This is a genomic window from Clostridium sp. NkU-1, from assembly GCA_001312405.1.
The window spans coordinates 209,283-222,116 of sequence record BBDR01000006.1; the positions used below are offsets into that span (position 1 = coordinate 209,283).

Sequence of the window (12,834 nt, forward strand, 5' to 3'; positions counted from 1 at the left end):
AAATAACCTCTTACATGGATGACATGTCCTTTGACGAAGATGAATACAGGCAGATAGAGGAGCGGCTTGACGTCCTGCAAAATCTGGAAGCAAAATACGGAGGAAGCATAAAACAGATTTTTAAGAACCTGGAAGAAAAACAAAAACGCCTGGAAGAGTTGGAGGATTATGACGGGGCCAGAAAAAGGACGGCAGAAGAACTGCAAAAGGTTTCAGACCGTCTGGAGCTTCTTTCTGAACAATTATCTGACATGAGAAAGCATACGGCTAAGGAACTGACAGAGAAGATAAGGGAAGGACTTAAGGACTTAAATTTCATTGATGTGGAATTTTCCATGGAGTTTTCGCGCCTTGGCCATTATACAGCTAACGGCTTTGACGAGGCGGAGTTTTTGATCTCCACGAACCCGGGAGAGGCTTTAAAGCCTTTGGGCATGGTAGCTCCGGTGGTGAGCTGTCCAGGATCATGCTGGCCATTAAGACTGTGCTGGCGGATACCGATGACATACCGACTTTGATTTTTGACGAGATCGACACCGGAATCAGCGGGCGCACGGCCCAGAAGGTATCGGAAAAGCTGGCTTACATTGCCGGGAACCACCAGGTGATCTGCATCACCCATCTGCCCAGATCGCTGCCATGGCTGACTGTCATTACGAAATCGCGAAAGCAGTGGAAGAGGGCAGGACGGCCACTTCCATACACCCTTTGAGCGGGGAAGAGATGGTGGAGGAGCTGGCAAGCTTTTGGGCGGCGCGGAGATAACCGAGGCAGTGAGAGCCAATGCAAGGGAAATGAAGCGGCTGGCAAAAGAGGACAGATAATTCTTTGACCTTTTGCAAATATGCTTCAAAATGCCGCAATCCTTATAAACATTATGTTTATGCAGGATTGCGGCGCTTTCTTTTACGGTCTGCCTACATTTCTAAGCTTTCCTGCCCGCTATTTATTGAGATTTTCTAAAATTTCATTATAATGTTTTGTTGCTAATGGGCTAGGTTCGCCTTTTTTTGCAGAAGGAGAGCTTTGCCAGTTTAGGAACTACGCGCTCAACTATGATTTGACCGTTTACTGTTTTGGATTTCAATTTTTCAAATGCTTCAAGGAAACGGCTGTCGTTTTTTGCACGGTTATAGAAAGATAAAATATAGACATATTCAAACAAATTGTAATTACGGAAAGGGTATTCAACCTGCATAAACAGCGTTCCTATACCATAATGGCAAGGACCGATCGGTTTGCGGATCACCCAATGTTCAAGCAAAAAATCTACGGCTTTATCAAGCGCCTGTTCTTTGTTTAAATAACCGCTAAAACGAAATGCATCAAGCACATTCAGCGTAGGCTTTGGATTGGAATACTCCGTTTCTTCCCCATGCCCAAATGAAAACTTATTGCAGCGCCAGCCTCCGTCTTTATATTGTGTATCCAAAAAATATTGAAAAGTTTTTTTTGAATTCTGTTATCGGAAGCATATCCCAGGTGACACAATACATTGGCAGCAATTGCTGTTTGACATGGATAAATACTGCCTTTTGGATATATCCTGAAACGCCCGTCATCCTGCCACACACTGAAAATCAAATCAGCAGCCGCTTTTAAAACAGGATCTTTAAGTGACATTCCAAGTTCCGATAAATAAAGCACACTATCAAAAGTTGAAAACGGCGAACCTTTCAAAAGCCGTTTGTCGGGAGTTGCCCAAAGGTCAGCTCCATTGTCATGTCTATGAGATAATATGGTTTCGATATCTGATAAATATTGATTTTCCACCGCCATTTTGCAGTCCTCCACAACAGTTATGCCGCCCATTAATCCGTTAAAAACCTTGATTTTATGGTTAATATACTAATTCAAATTCTTCGCATACTACAGGCATATCTTCATCAAATAATTTTCCGGTTTCAGCCATGCATTTACTAAAAAAACTCAACGTGCACTTTTCTCCAATATTCCAACGAACCATCGCCTTCGCCTTCTTTCCAGGCGTGATCCGCACAAACTTTTCTAAATGGAACGATATAAACCTTCGTTGTTTTAATAATACATACCGCCTCATCCTTTGAATTAAGAATAACACTATAATCTCCTTCTTTTGGCAGTGCTTCGTTCTCCTCTTCATATAAAGGATATGCAGAGGCTGTTCCGGTTTTAATGCCTCTCAATACCAATTCTGCCAGCTCATCAGCAGCGGCGCCAAAGGCCCATGATTGATATTCTGTTTCTCTGACTTGATTTTCAGCCACAAATTTATTCCACATCTGTTCTGCATTCATTATATTTTAAACACCTTTTCTTTAAGATATTTTTTATATCGCAAAATATATAATTTACCATATATCAGCTTTTGCTTTATCAGAAAATCATACTATATTTCCTGAAATAATTCCACAAAATTTTGTAATGATTACCTGTTTACAAAAAGTAATAGGGGTCTGGGATACCTGCAAATGGATTTTCGAAAAGGGCATTCCTTTTCTGGATTTATTCAAAATTTCACTCCATAAAAATCGGTACAGAAGGGAATGGAAACAAAAGGGATAAGTGGAAAAGCCTTTATTAAAACTATTTTAGACAACTGTTTTTGTACATTTTTAAATCAGCTTTTACCGTTTAATCAATAAAAAAACGGAGATCATAATAGTAGATAAGAAGAATATCCATAATATCTTTTTTAAAATTATTAATTTTGAATTGTTCAGCCAGACTGGTCATAAGGCTTAAAAAGATTTTCATTCTATTGAATAACTGCCACCCAAAGAAAATAGTTACAACTAAAATATGACAGTGTGATTTAAACAATTTCTCACATACTAAGAAAGGAGCAAAAAATTGTCTCCTTTCATTCACCTAAGGAGGTATGCGAGATGGGAAAAAAATAAACTTCATAAATTTATAGTAAGAGCGTTCTGGATCAGCCTGATCTTTTGCATCGGATTTTCCTGGTTTTATATGAAGCGGGTAATTCCCGATAAGTTGAATATCGTTGCACAGGAAGAAGAGCAGTTTCATTTCTCCATGCCTTTTGATGTGACGCTCTATTCCGACAGCGAGGAAGTGGTATTAAATAACGGATCAAATATTCCTTCCGATAATATCCACCTTCAGGTAAACCAGCCATTTTCCCTGTATTCGGAAAACCAGGGAAGCTATAAGCTGGGGCTGAAGCTCTTTGGATGGATCCAGTTAAAGGACATACAGGTGAATGTAGTAGATACCAAATATGCCGTTCCTTGCGGCACTCCCATTGGAATCTACTTAAAATCTGACGGCATCATGGTGATTGGTACCGGAGATGTAACAAAAAAGGACGGAATGGTTGTGGAACCGGCTTTTGGGGTCCTGCAATCAGGTGATTACATTGAGGCTATTAATGGAACCCCTTTAAAAGACAAGGAAACTCTGATGAATGAGCTTGGTAAGATCGGCTCCTCCGAAGCAGTGCTGAAAGTCAGGCGGAACGGAGACACCATTGATGTAAAAATGAATCCTACGGAAGCAGAAGACGGAACCTACAAGCTGGGAGTCTGGGTCAGGGATGACACTCAGGGAATTGGTACCATGACTTATGTGGATATGAACGGACAGTTCGGCGCATTGGGCCATGGAATCAGTGACAGTGATACCGGTAATGTGGTCCAGATCACGGATGGAGCTCTTTACGAAACCGCGATTCTTGGAATTGAAAAGGGAACCTTTGGAAAGCCGGGAGTGATGAGCGGCATCATCTATTATGGACCAGGCTCCACTCTGGGAACCATTACCGCCAATACAGAAGAAGGAATATTTGGAAACGTAAATGAGAGATTTAAGCAGAATATGGGACAGGATGCCATTCCCATTGGTTACCGGCAGGATGTGAAGAAGGGAACAGCCTACATCCGCAGCGATGTGTCAGGAAAGGTGCGGGATTATGAGATTGAGATCCAGCGTGTGGATTATTCCACCACCCATAAAAGCAAAGGAATGGTGATTAAGGTCACGGATCCCGACCTTTTGGCCCTGACCGGCGGAATCGTACAGGGAATGTCAGGAAGCCCGATTATGCAGGATGGAAAGCTGATAGGAGCCGTAACCCATGTATTCATCCAGGACTCAACAAGAGGGTATGGGATATTTATCGAAAACATGATCAATCACTGATTTAAAAGCCAGGAAAGAAAAGAACAGAATCGTAAATAGTTACGGCGCCGTTCTTTTCTTTTTTCACATTTTTGTATAAATAATAATAATTACAATGGATTTTAGAGAAAAAAATATTATTTTCAGAAGTTATTCACAATAAATATACAGATATATTTTACTTAATAGTCGAAATGTAGTAATTTGAGTTACAGGAAAACCTTTATTTTATAAATTATGCTTTTCAAGGTAATTATAATGTGATAATATAGGAATCGTGGGATGGAAAAATTAGGAATTTTTTTGCCGACAAGGAGTTTCAATTTTCAACACCGTTGAAAAATAAAAGGGCCGGCAAGGCTTGGAACCGGGGTAGGGCTTTTCGACCTTTGACGCATCAAAGGAAAAAAAGGTGTTCCGGAAAATTACTTAAAAAGCAGATCCTATTGTCGAATAATGCGATAGAATCCCATTGCGGCATGAGCCAGGGCAAGACTATAATGGCTTTACACTAGTTTTAATCTATTTTGAAGAATCAGAAGGAGAGTATCAATATGTCAGAAATTAGTATTGCGATTGCAGATGATAACCTGCAGACATTGAATCTGCTGAATGATATACTGGAGGGAGAGGAGGATTTTCACGTCGTTGGAAGAGCGGATAATGGCGAAGACGCTTATAACATGATCCTCAAAACGAATCCTGATGTTGTCTTATTGGATGTGATTATGCCGAGAATGGACGGAATATCGGCAATGGAGCGGGTGCGAGGAAATGGCGCGGTTACAAAGATTCCGTCGTTTATCATGGTCACAGCGGCAGGAAGCGAGAATATTACTGAAGATGCTTTCCGTATGGGGGCAAATTACTACATAATGAAACCGTTTAATAAGGACATTATCGTCGATAAGGTACGAAGGGTAGGACAGAGAAAGTCGAAGGCTCCCAGCCTTCAGGGGATGAAAAAAGTAAAACCCTATGTCAATAAAACGGAATACATGGAACAGAATCTGGAAAATGATGTAACCCAGATGCTACATGAAATAGGAATTCCGGCACATATTAAGGGATATCAGTATTTGAGGGATGCCATTGTGATCTCCGTACAGGATCAGGAAATGCTTACCTCTGTCACAAAGATACTCTATCCATCCATTGCAAAGAAACATCAGACAACTCCCAGCAGAGTGGAACGGGCCATCCGTCATGCCATAGAGGTGGCCTGGAGCAGGGGAAAGATGGATACCATCAATGAATTGTTTGGATATACAGTAAGTACAGGCAAAGGTAAGCCTACAAATTCCGAATTTATTGCTTTAATTGCCGATAAGATAAGACTGGACTATAAAAAACTTTCCTAATTTGTAAATTTTGATACTTCCTTATTTCCTTAAAATGCAGTATACTAAAAAGAAATCGGCAATACCCCTGAGGGAAAAGGATAAGGGAGGTTTTTGGATGAAGAAGATATTATTCGTTGCATCAGAGGCAGTACCTTTTATTAAAACAGGAGGTCTCGCAGATGTTGTGGGGTCCCTTCCAAAGTGCTTCGATAAAGAGTATTTCGATGTAAGAGTCATGATTCCCAAATACCTGTGTATCAAGGAAGAACTGAGAAACCAGATGACCTATATTGATCACTTTTATATGGATTATCTGGGGCAGAACAGGTATGTGGGAATTCTTCAGTATGTTTATGACGGCATTACCTTTTACTTTATTGATAACGAAGAATATTATAACGGTTCCAGACCCTATGGGGAATGGTACAATGATCTGGAAAAGTTCTGCTTCTTCTCCAGAGCGGCATTGTCGGCCCTTCCAGTTATCGGTTTCCAGCCGGATGTGGTTCACTGCCATGACTGGCAGACGGCTCTTATTCCTGTTTTATTAAAGGACCGGTTTCATGATGGGGAGTTTTTCCGGAACATGAAATCAATCATTACCATTCACAATTTAAAGTTCCAGGGCGTATGGGATGTAAAGACCATACAGAAGCTTACCTGCCTGCCGGATTATTATTTTTCGCCGGATAAGCTGGAGGCTTATAAGGATGGCAATCTGTTAAAGGGCGGCATTGTTTACGCCGACGCCATTACAACGGTCAGCGATACCTATGCAGAAGAGATCAAGATGCCGTTTTACGGGGAAGGGCTGGATGGCCTGATGCGTGCACGGGCAGGCAGCCTGCGGGGAATTGTCAATGGCATTGATTATGAGGAGTTTGATCCGGAAACTGATCAGTATATTGAAAAGAATTATAATTTAAAGAATTTCCGCAAGGAAAAGGTGAAGAATAAGCAGGCTTTGCAGCAGGAGCTTGGACTGAATCAGGATGAGAAGAAGTTTATGATCGGTATTGTTTCCAGACTGACAGACCAGAAAGGACTGGATCTGGTTCAGTGTGTGATCGATGAGCTGTGCAGCGATGATATTCAGCTTGTAGTCCTTGGAACCGGGGAAGAACGGTATGAGAATATGTTCCGCCATTATGCGTGGAAATATCAGGATAAGGTTTCCGCCAATATTTATTATTCGGAGGCAATGTCCCATAAGGTTTACGCCGCATGTGATGCGTTCCTTATGCCGTCCCTGTTTGAGCCATGCGGGCTGAGCCAGCTTATGGCTCTCCGGTACGGTACGGTACCAATCGTGCGGGAAACCGGCGGTTTAAAGGATACGGTTGAGCCGTATAATGAGTTTGAGAACCGGGGAACCGGCTTCTCCTTCTCCAATTATAACGCTCACGAGATGTTAGGAATCATCCGGTACGCGGAAGGAGTTTACTACGATAAGAAGCGTGAGTGGAACAAGATCATTGACCGCGCCATGGCAAAGGATTACTCATGGAAAACTTCAGCCATGAAATATCAGGAACTTTATGACTGGCTGATTGGCTATTAAGCCGGCCATGGATCAGGAAAGAAGCGTTAGAACAAGGATGGAAAACATGCATTTGACCCGGGAAGAAAAAGAAGAAGCAATCCGATGGGCAGAAGATCCTTCCTGGGTAGAACGGGAAGATTATTGTGAAGATACGGATTATATGGACTGTGTCAGGGACATTATAGAAAGTCCGGTATTTCAGTCCATGGACGATTATATGCAGCATGGAGACACTACCTGTAAAGCCCACTGCATTAAGGTATCCTATATGGGATACTGCATCTGCAGGAAAAGGGGCTGGGATTATAAGGCAGTCGCAAGAGCCGGTCTTCTTCACGACTTGTTTTTGTATGACTGGCATACTCATGCAAAGGAAACTGGGGAGCACTTTCATGGCTATACTCATCCCCGGACTGCATTAAATAATGCAGTAAAATATTTTGAACTTACAGAAAAAGAGAAAGATATGATTTTACGCCATATGTGGCCGCTGACACCCATCCCTCCCAAAAGTCTTGAGGGAATGGTGATTATTTATTCGGATAAATTTTGCGGTCTGATCGAAACAATGGCCAGGATCAAGCGTTGGATCTTATTTGGTTTTGGAAAGAAGAGCGCTGCATAAGACGGAGGAAACCATGACATTTTGGGAAGATTTACTTGGGAATCAGGTTTTGATCACTGCAGTTGCCGGTTGGATGGTAGCACAGGTTTTAAAAACAATCATTGATCTGGCCCTTAACAAAAACTTTAATCCGGAGAGGCTTGTGGGATCTGGGGGTATGCCCAGTTCCCATTCCTCAACGGTCTGTGCGCTGACGACCGCCGCCATATACCGCTATGGCGTCGGTTCTTTTGAGTTTGCGGTCTGCTTTGTCTTATCCATGGTGGTCATGTATGATGCCATGGGAGTGCGCAGGGAAACGGGCAAGCAGGCCAAGCTGTTAAACAGCATTCTGCTGGAAAATCCATTTGAGCTTAGCGGGGAGATATTACAGGAAAGGCTTAAGGAATATGTGGGACATACTCCTCTCCAGGTGGCGGCAGGAGCAATTTTAGGAATCCTGCTTGCGCTTTTTATGGCTCAGTATTATTAGTCTAATATCTGCGGATCCATTCCGGCATTTTAGATTTCCCCGGCAGCCGCCAGGGGAAGAAAGTTGACTTTAATTCGTTGCATCTACTGGAATAAAGAAGAAAGTTTTCTGGGAATCGTAAGAAAATAGTCCTTGATTTCTTAAGATATCCATATTATACTTTAACAAGTTCAAAAATTGTTAAAATTGGAGGTAAAATGGATATGTCAATTTATCATAGGATAAACTGTTTTTTTCCTATTCAGTTTTCTTGGATACCTTCTTGAATGTTCCGTACTAAGCTATGAGAATAAGAGGCCTGTGCTGAATCGGGGATTTGGCCACGGACCTTTCTGCATCATCTATGGATTTGGCGCAACAGGAGCGATGATACTGCTTAAGCTTTAGCAGGCAATCCGGTTCATCTTTACTTTGCATCTATGGCTATGGCAACCTTTATGGAGCTTTTAACAGCTCATATGATGATAAAGCTGTTCGGTTCATTCTGGTGGGATTACAGCCGGAAGCTGTTTAATTACAAAGGGATCATCTGTCTGGAAAGCAGCATTGCATGGGGATTTTTGGGGATTTTCTATTTCCGGTTCCTTAATGGATTTGTCAATCAGATGGCAGGAATGATTCCGGAGAATTTTGAACGGCTGGTGGCAATGAGCCTTTTGATTTTTTATTTGGCTGATTTCATATACACCATGAGGCTGCAGCTTCGGGGTGATTGTGACGATGATGATACGTCTATGATCGGGCGTTTGAAAGTATATTAATGAATGGCGGGATTCGATATGGGTCCCGCTTATTTGCTATTTTATACCATAAAGTCTTTAGGAGTGACATGGAGGTTAGAGATGAATAAGATAGACAAGCTTGTGCTGGCGTCAGCTTCCCCAAGAAGGAGAGAGCTTCTGGCTCAGATCGGGATAACACCGGAGATCGAGCCCAGCACCATAGAGGAGATTATTACCACAGACGTTCCGGAGGAGGCAGTGATGGAGCTGTCCCGCCAAAAGGCGGAAGACGTCGCCAGCCGTCAGCAGGCAGGGACTTATGTCATTGGCGCGGACACCGTAGTCGCTGCTGGCGGTGAGATTCTGGGAAAGCCGGTCAGCCATGAGGACGCTTACCGGATGATTTCTTTGATTGAAGGAAAGACTCATCAGGTATACACAGGAGTCACCCTGGTGTATTGTGGAGATCATGGGAATAAGGTGAGGACATTTGTGGAAAAGACCGATGTTCATCTCTATCCAATGACTGGCGGGGAGATAAGAACCTATGCTGACAGTGGGGAGCCTATGGACAAGGCCGGGGCCTATGGAATACAGGGAAAATTTGCAGCTTTTATTAAAGGGATTGACGGCGATTATAATAATGTAGTAGGATTGCCTGTAGGACGTGTGTACCAGGAGATAAAGCAGATGTTTGAACAGGAGGGCAAGGAATGATTAAACTGATTGCATCGGATATTGACGGGACTCTTGTGCCGGATGGAGGCAATGAACTGAATCCTGAGCTGTATGATGTGATTTTAAAGCTGCGGGCAAAGGGAATCCAGTTTGCCGCTGCCAGCGGACGTCAGTGGCTCAGCATTGAATCCATATTTGAACCTATTAAGGAAAAGGTGTTCTATCTTTCGGATAACGGTGCTTATGTAGGCTTACATGGAAGGCGCTTATACATCAACCCCATTGAGCGTAAGACGGTTATGGATATGGTACAGGATGTACGGAATATGGATGGGCTTGATGTCCTGATCTGCGGACCTGATGTGATTTATACGGAGACAGACAATCAGGAATTTCTGGACTGGATGGTAAACGGCTACCGGTTTCATGTGAAGCAGGTGGAGGATTTGACCAGGGTGGAATCTGAATTTATCAAAGTTTCCGTGTACCGCAAGACAGATGTGGAGGCTCATACCAGAACCTTGAGGGAAAAGTATGGGGACCGCCTTAAGATGACCTTGGCAGGCGATATGTGGCTGGACTGTATGAGACCGGGAATTAACAAAGGACAGGCCGTAAAGCTTCTTCAGGAAAGCCTGGGAATCAAGCCGGAGGAGACCATGGCCTTTGGCGATCAGTTAAATGACATTGAGATGTTAAAGCAGGCGTATTACAGCTTTGCCGTAGGAAATGCCAGGGAAGAGGTAAAGGCCGCTGCCAGATTTCGGACGGACACTAACGTAAATGATGGGGTCCTGAAAATACTGAAGCTGCTTTAAGCAGCGTGAAAAGAGGGATGCTCATGAAAGGTCAACTTAAGAGTGTGGGAAAAGTCCTTCTGGCTTCTGCAGCGGCAATCGTTTTGCTGTCCGGGTGCAGGGCTAATATCCCCCTTGTTTCTGAATCCTTTGAGACAAAGGCATATACGCTGCCCCAATCCATGGTGATCGTAGCTACAGAGAGGAACCGGTATCAGCAGATTTATACAAACCAGATATGGGGAGTGGATTTGCCAGGCGGACAGACCTTTGAGACCTATCTGATAGATCAGGTGAAGGAATTTCTCCAGGAAATGAAGATGATGAATCTTCTGGCAAAGAACAAGGGAATCACCCTGACCAGCGCCGAAAAGGAAGAAGTCCGTAAGGCATCGGAAGAATATTTTTCTTCCCTGACAAAGGAAGATATCTCCTACATGGGAGCCACAGAAACGGATGTGCGTACTATGTATGAAGAATATTATCTGTCCAATAAGGTTGTGGATGAACTGACAAAGGACATGAATCTGGAAATCAGCGACAGCGAAGCCAAGGTGATCCAGGTGGATCAGATCGTTATGTCCGATGGGGCTGCAGCTTCTGATGTGCTTTTAAAGGCAGAAGCAGAGGGAGCCGATTTTTCCGCACTTGCCAGGGAATATTCGGAGAGTCCGGTCACAACGAGAAATGTCGGCAGAGGGGAGAATCCAGGCCCCTATGAGGAAGCTGCCTTTTCTCTTTCAGCAGGCCAGATCAGTCAGGTGGTGGAGGATAACGGCAAATATTATATCATTCACTGCGTAAACGATTATGATGCAGATGCCACTCAGGAACGGAAAGCCGGGCTGTATCGGAAACGGAAAAGAGAGGCCTTTGATCAAATCTATTCCCAGTTTAAAAAAAGAAAATCCGGTCACCTTCAGTAATGAGATATGGAAGGATGTAAAATTCTCCAAAGATGACAGGACAACTGCCACGAACTTTTTTTGAAATATATAAGAAGTATTTTTCTGACTAACCAAAGGGGAAGGATGGGGAAAACTACAGATGAAACCGGAAGAATATGATAGAAAAAGAGGGCACAGCCGCAGGCGCAGAAGAAACCGGGGACGGGAGATCCTTGTGGGGTTTCTTAAGTTTCTTCTTGCCTTGTTTTTGCTGGTCTGTTTAACGGTAGGGGGCGTGTTTGGATACCGGTACTGGGAGGGGAATAAAACCTCTGAATCTCCTTTGGAAACCAGCAGGGAAGTGACGCGGGAAACCATGGGGGAATCGCATTAAATGGGAAGGGGCTGTGTACTAAATAATTAGTGCACAGCCTCTTTGTTTTGAAAAAATTCAGGAGCCAGGCTTTTCAAAGCCCGGCTCCTGTTTCATTTATTTAATTCTGAAAAATATGGTTTCATTTTTTTGATATAACTGCCCATGAACAAAATCATCAAAGGAATCTTCATCTTGCGGAAGGATCACATCTGCATATTCCATCACTGCCTCTGCCGTAGGCTTTATACTGGAAGAAGCACTGCTTTCAATCATAGCAAAGAAAGCAGGTTCAGCTACCAGGCGTGCGCTGTTGGATTCACATAGAACAAGAGCATTCTCCGGCATCAGTTTCAGGGCTTCCTCTAACGCCTCTCTCAAATTTTCCTTATAGGCCCGGATGAGATAAACTTCTTTTGCTCCGGCCTTTTTTTAGCAGCATGGTATCTTTTGTTCCGGTGCCGGTCTCCGGCGTTATGTCAAAGGAGCCTTTAACCCCATGGCAGATCCCGCAGCCCTGGCCTCCTCTGGGACATACATCCCCATGATTTCTTATGGTTATCAGCTTGAATGCAATAACCGGTATTTCATCTTTAAATGCATGGATAATCTGAAGAGCCAGGGTTGTTTTTCCGCTGTTCCGTCCCGTCGCTCCGATTAAAACCATGTGTCTGGCCTGCAGAAGAGTTGTGTTTTCTGTACTCATATTTACTCCCGTTTCGTAAATTTGCTGCACTTTTTTTAGTGAAATCAATATAATTTTGTGCGAAATTATTTTTATTATATCATGTTCCTGACACGGGTTCAACATGGAAAAAATGCGGAAGGCCGTCAAAAATACGTGATATATTTAACAAAAATAGTATCTCTCATAAGGACGGTATCGTTTCACCAGCCGCGCGTGCAGAATACTTTGGCTTAATTTTTACTGCAGAAACGGTGAAAAGCCAAGCATTCGGTATCTTAGCGTCACAATTATTAGAAATACCTAAAAAAGATTGTGGAAACAGGGAAAACAGATTGAGAAAAACATAACAAAAAAATAAATGAAACACTTTACATTTGTGTATTATGAACAAAATATAATGGGATCGATATACTCTTTTGTGTATATTGACACGTACTGAATGGAGTGCTAATATAGAAAAACAATCTAAAAAAATTTATTACTAAAAAAGTTTTTTTAGCTAAAAAATTTTTAGGATCATTGTCCGGTGCGATTCATTGAAAACAAATACAGGAGGTGATTTCTTTAAAAAGTGTAAATCAAAA

Annotated in this window: 17 protein-coding genes and 1 pseudogene; 13 read left to right on the top strand and 5 right to left on the bottom strand. The window is 42.8% G+C overall.

Annotated features, from left to right (window positions below; translation table 11 throughout):
* The first annotated feature begins 14 nt into the window (after window positions 1-14).
* Window positions 15-518 carry a hypothetical protein gene (locus tag JCM10519_RS29285; RefSeq protein WP_347843968.1) on the top strand — a complete coding sequence of 168 codons (504 nt, stop codon included), beginning with the start codon at window positions 15-17 and terminating at the stop codon, window positions 516-518.
* Window positions 467-712, top strand: a complete 246-nt coding sequence (locus tag JCM10519_RS29290) for a hypothetical protein (protein WP_347843969.1) — start codon at window positions 467-469, stop codon at window positions 710-712. Before JCM10519_RS29285 ends, JCM10519_RS29290 begins: the two co-directional genes overlap by 52 nt.
* A gap of 282 nt (window positions 713-994) precedes the next feature.
* Here the strand turns inward: JCM10519_RS29290 and JCM10519_RS29295 are convergent, their stop codons facing one another.
* The 3 genes from JCM10519_RS29295 to JCM10519_RS12010 all read right to left on the bottom strand — a co-directional run bounded on the left by JCM10519_RS29295 (window position 995) and on the right by JCM10519_RS12010 (window position 2,276).
* A complete protein-coding gene (locus JCM10519_RS29295; RefSeq protein WP_347843970.1) occupies window positions 995-1,333 on the bottom strand; it encodes a hypothetical protein in 339 nt (112 codons plus the stop codon).
* Between the two features lie 2 nt (window positions 1,334-1,335).
* Window positions 1,336-1,779, bottom strand: a complete 444-nt coding sequence (locus tag JCM10519_RS29300; RefSeq protein ID WP_347843971.1) for a hypothetical protein — start codon at window positions 1,777-1,779, stop codon at window positions 1,336-1,338.
* A 140-nt stretch (window positions 1,780-1,919) separates the two neighbouring features.
* Window positions 1,920-2,276 (bottom strand): ASCH domain-containing protein, encoded by a 357-nt coding sequence (locus JCM10519_RS12010; RefSeq protein WP_347843972.1) that lies wholly within the window; start codon window positions 2,274-2,276, stop codon window positions 1,920-1,922.
* Between the two features lie 556 nt (window positions 2,277-2,832).
* On the opposite strand from JCM10519_RS12010, the gene spoIVB reads away from it, so the two are divergent.
* From spoIVB to JCM10519_RS12060, 11 genes and pseudogenes are all read left to right on the top strand, one after another.
* Window positions 2,833-4,143, top strand: a complete 1,311-nt coding sequence (gene spoIVB, locus JCM10519_RS12015) for a SpoIVB peptidase (protein WP_347843973.1) — start codon at window positions 2,833-2,835, stop codon at window positions 4,141-4,143.
* Window positions 4,144-4,676: 533 nt separating this feature from the next.
* A complete protein-coding gene (gene spo0A, locus JCM10519_RS12020; RefSeq protein ID WP_054739410.1) occupies window positions 4,677-5,483 on the top strand; it encodes a sporulation transcription factor Spo0A in 807 nt (268 codons plus the stop codon).
* A gap of 97 nt (window positions 5,484-5,580) precedes the next feature.
* Complete coding sequence (gene glgA / locus JCM10519_RS12025; RefSeq protein WP_054739412.1) at window positions 5,581-7,026, top strand: glycogen synthase GlgA; 1,446 nt, start codon at window positions 5,581-5,583, stop codon at window positions 7,024-7,026.
* 7 nt (window positions 7,027-7,033) lie between these two features.
* Window positions 7,034-7,633, top strand: a complete 600-nt coding sequence (locus JCM10519_RS12030) for an HD family phosphohydrolase (RefSeq protein WP_347843974.1) — start codon at window positions 7,034-7,036, stop codon at window positions 7,631-7,633.
* Between the two features lie 13 nt (window positions 7,634-7,646).
* Window positions 7,647-8,105 (top strand): divergent PAP2 family protein, encoded by a 459-nt coding sequence (locus JCM10519_RS12035; protein ID WP_054739415.1) that lies wholly within the window; start codon window positions 7,647-7,649, stop codon window positions 8,103-8,105.
* A gap of 288 nt (window positions 8,106-8,393) precedes the next feature.
* Window positions 8,394-8,492 (top strand): annotated as a pseudogene (locus JCM10519_RS29305) (hypothetical protein); the annotation flags it as partial.
* Between the two features lie 38 nt (window positions 8,493-8,530).
* Window positions 8,531-8,866, top strand: coding sequence for a putative ABC transporter permease (locus tag JCM10519_RS29310; protein WP_347843975.1), 336 nt, complete (start codon window positions 8,531-8,533; stop codon window positions 8,864-8,866).
* Between the two features lie 81 nt (window positions 8,867-8,947).
* The gene (locus JCM10519_RS12045) at window positions 8,948-9,544 is read left to right on the top strand and encodes a Maf family nucleotide pyrophosphatase (RefSeq protein ID WP_054739417.1); all 597 of its coding nucleotides are present in this window, start codon (window positions 8,948-8,950) and stop codon (window positions 9,542-9,544) included.
* Window positions 9,541-10,323, top strand: a complete 783-nt coding sequence (locus JCM10519_RS12050) for a Cof-type HAD-IIB family hydrolase (RefSeq protein WP_054739419.1) — start codon at window positions 9,541-9,543, stop codon at window positions 10,321-10,323. The genes JCM10519_RS12045 and JCM10519_RS12050 overlap by 4 nt, the downstream gene beginning before the upstream one ends.
* A gap of 23 nt (window positions 10,324-10,346) precedes the next feature.
* Complete coding sequence (locus JCM10519_RS12055; RefSeq protein WP_347843976.1) at window positions 10,347-11,228, top strand: peptidylprolyl isomerase; 882 nt, start codon at window positions 10,347-10,349, stop codon at window positions 11,226-11,228.
* A 121-nt stretch (window positions 11,229-11,349) separates the two neighbouring features.
* Window positions 11,350-11,583 carry a hypothetical protein gene (locus JCM10519_RS12060; protein ID WP_054739421.1) on the top strand — a complete coding sequence of 78 codons (234 nt, stop codon included), beginning with the start codon at window positions 11,350-11,352 and terminating at the stop codon, window positions 11,581-11,583.
* Between the two features lie 96 nt (window positions 11,584-11,679).
* Here JCM10519_RS12060 and JCM10519_RS12065 read toward each other — a convergent pair whose 3' ends face one another.
* A complete protein-coding gene (locus JCM10519_RS12065) occupies window positions 11,680-11,943 on the bottom strand; it encodes a hypothetical protein (protein ID WP_347843977.1) in 264 nt (87 codons plus the stop codon).
* Window positions 11,944-11,950: 7 nt separating this feature from the next.
* Window positions 11,951-12,268, bottom strand: coding sequence for a hypothetical protein (locus tag JCM10519_RS12070; protein ID WP_347843978.1), 318 nt, complete (start codon window positions 12,266-12,268; stop codon window positions 11,951-11,953).
* Window positions 12,269-12,834 lie beyond the last annotated feature (566 nt).

Bases quoted from the DNA above. Each gene is read 5' to 3' on its own strand.
- glgA (WP_054739412.1), top strand. From the start codon at position 5,581: ATGAAGAAGATATTATTCGTTGCATCAGAGGCAGTACCTTTTATTAAA.
- JCM10519_RS12030 (WP_347843974.1), top strand. From the start codon at position 7,034: ATGGATCAGGAAAGAAGCGTTAGAACAAGGATGGAAAACATGCATTTG.
- JCM10519_RS12060 (WP_054739421.1), top strand. From the start codon at position 11,350: ATGAAACCGGAAGAATATGATAGAAAAAGAGGGCACAGCCGCAGGCGC.
- JCM10519_RS29300 (WP_347843971.1), bottom strand. From the start codon at position 1,779: ATGGCGGTGGAAAATCAATATTTATCAGATATCGAAACCATATTATCT.
- JCM10519_RS12055 (WP_347843976.1), top strand. From the start codon at position 10,347: ATGAAAGGTCAACTTAAGAGTGTGGGAAAAGTCCTTCTGGCTTCTGCA.
- JCM10519_RS29310 (WP_347843975.1), top strand. From the start codon at position 8,531: ATGGCAACCTTTATGGAGCTTTTAACAGCTCATATGATGATAAAGCTG.
- spo0A (WP_054739410.1), top strand. From the start codon at position 4,677: ATGTCAGAAATTAGTATTGCGATTGCAGATGATAACCTGCAGACATTG.
- JCM10519_RS12070 (WP_347843978.1), bottom strand. From the start codon at position 12,268: ATGAGTACAGAAAACACAACTCTTCTGCAGGCCAGACACATGGTTTTA.
- JCM10519_RS12050 (WP_054739419.1), top strand. From the start codon at position 9,541: ATGATTAAACTGATTGCATCGGATATTGACGGGACTCTTGTGCCGGAT.
- JCM10519_RS12035 (WP_054739415.1), top strand. From the start codon at position 7,647: ATGACATTTTGGGAAGATTTACTTGGGAATCAGGTTTTGATCACTGCA.
- JCM10519_RS12045 (WP_054739417.1), top strand. From the start codon at position 8,948: ATGAATAAGATAGACAAGCTTGTGCTGGCGTCAGCTTCCCCAAGAAGG.
- JCM10519_RS29290 (WP_347843969.1), top strand. From the start codon at position 467: ATGCTGGCCATTAAGACTGTGCTGGCGGATACCGATGACATACCGACT.
- JCM10519_RS12010 (WP_347843972.1), bottom strand. From the start codon at position 2,276: ATGAATGCAGAACAGATGTGGAATAAATTTGTGGCTGAAAATCAAGTC.
- JCM10519_RS29285 (WP_347843968.1), top strand. From the start codon at position 15: ATGGATGACATGTCCTTTGACGAAGATGAATACAGGCAGATAGAGGAG.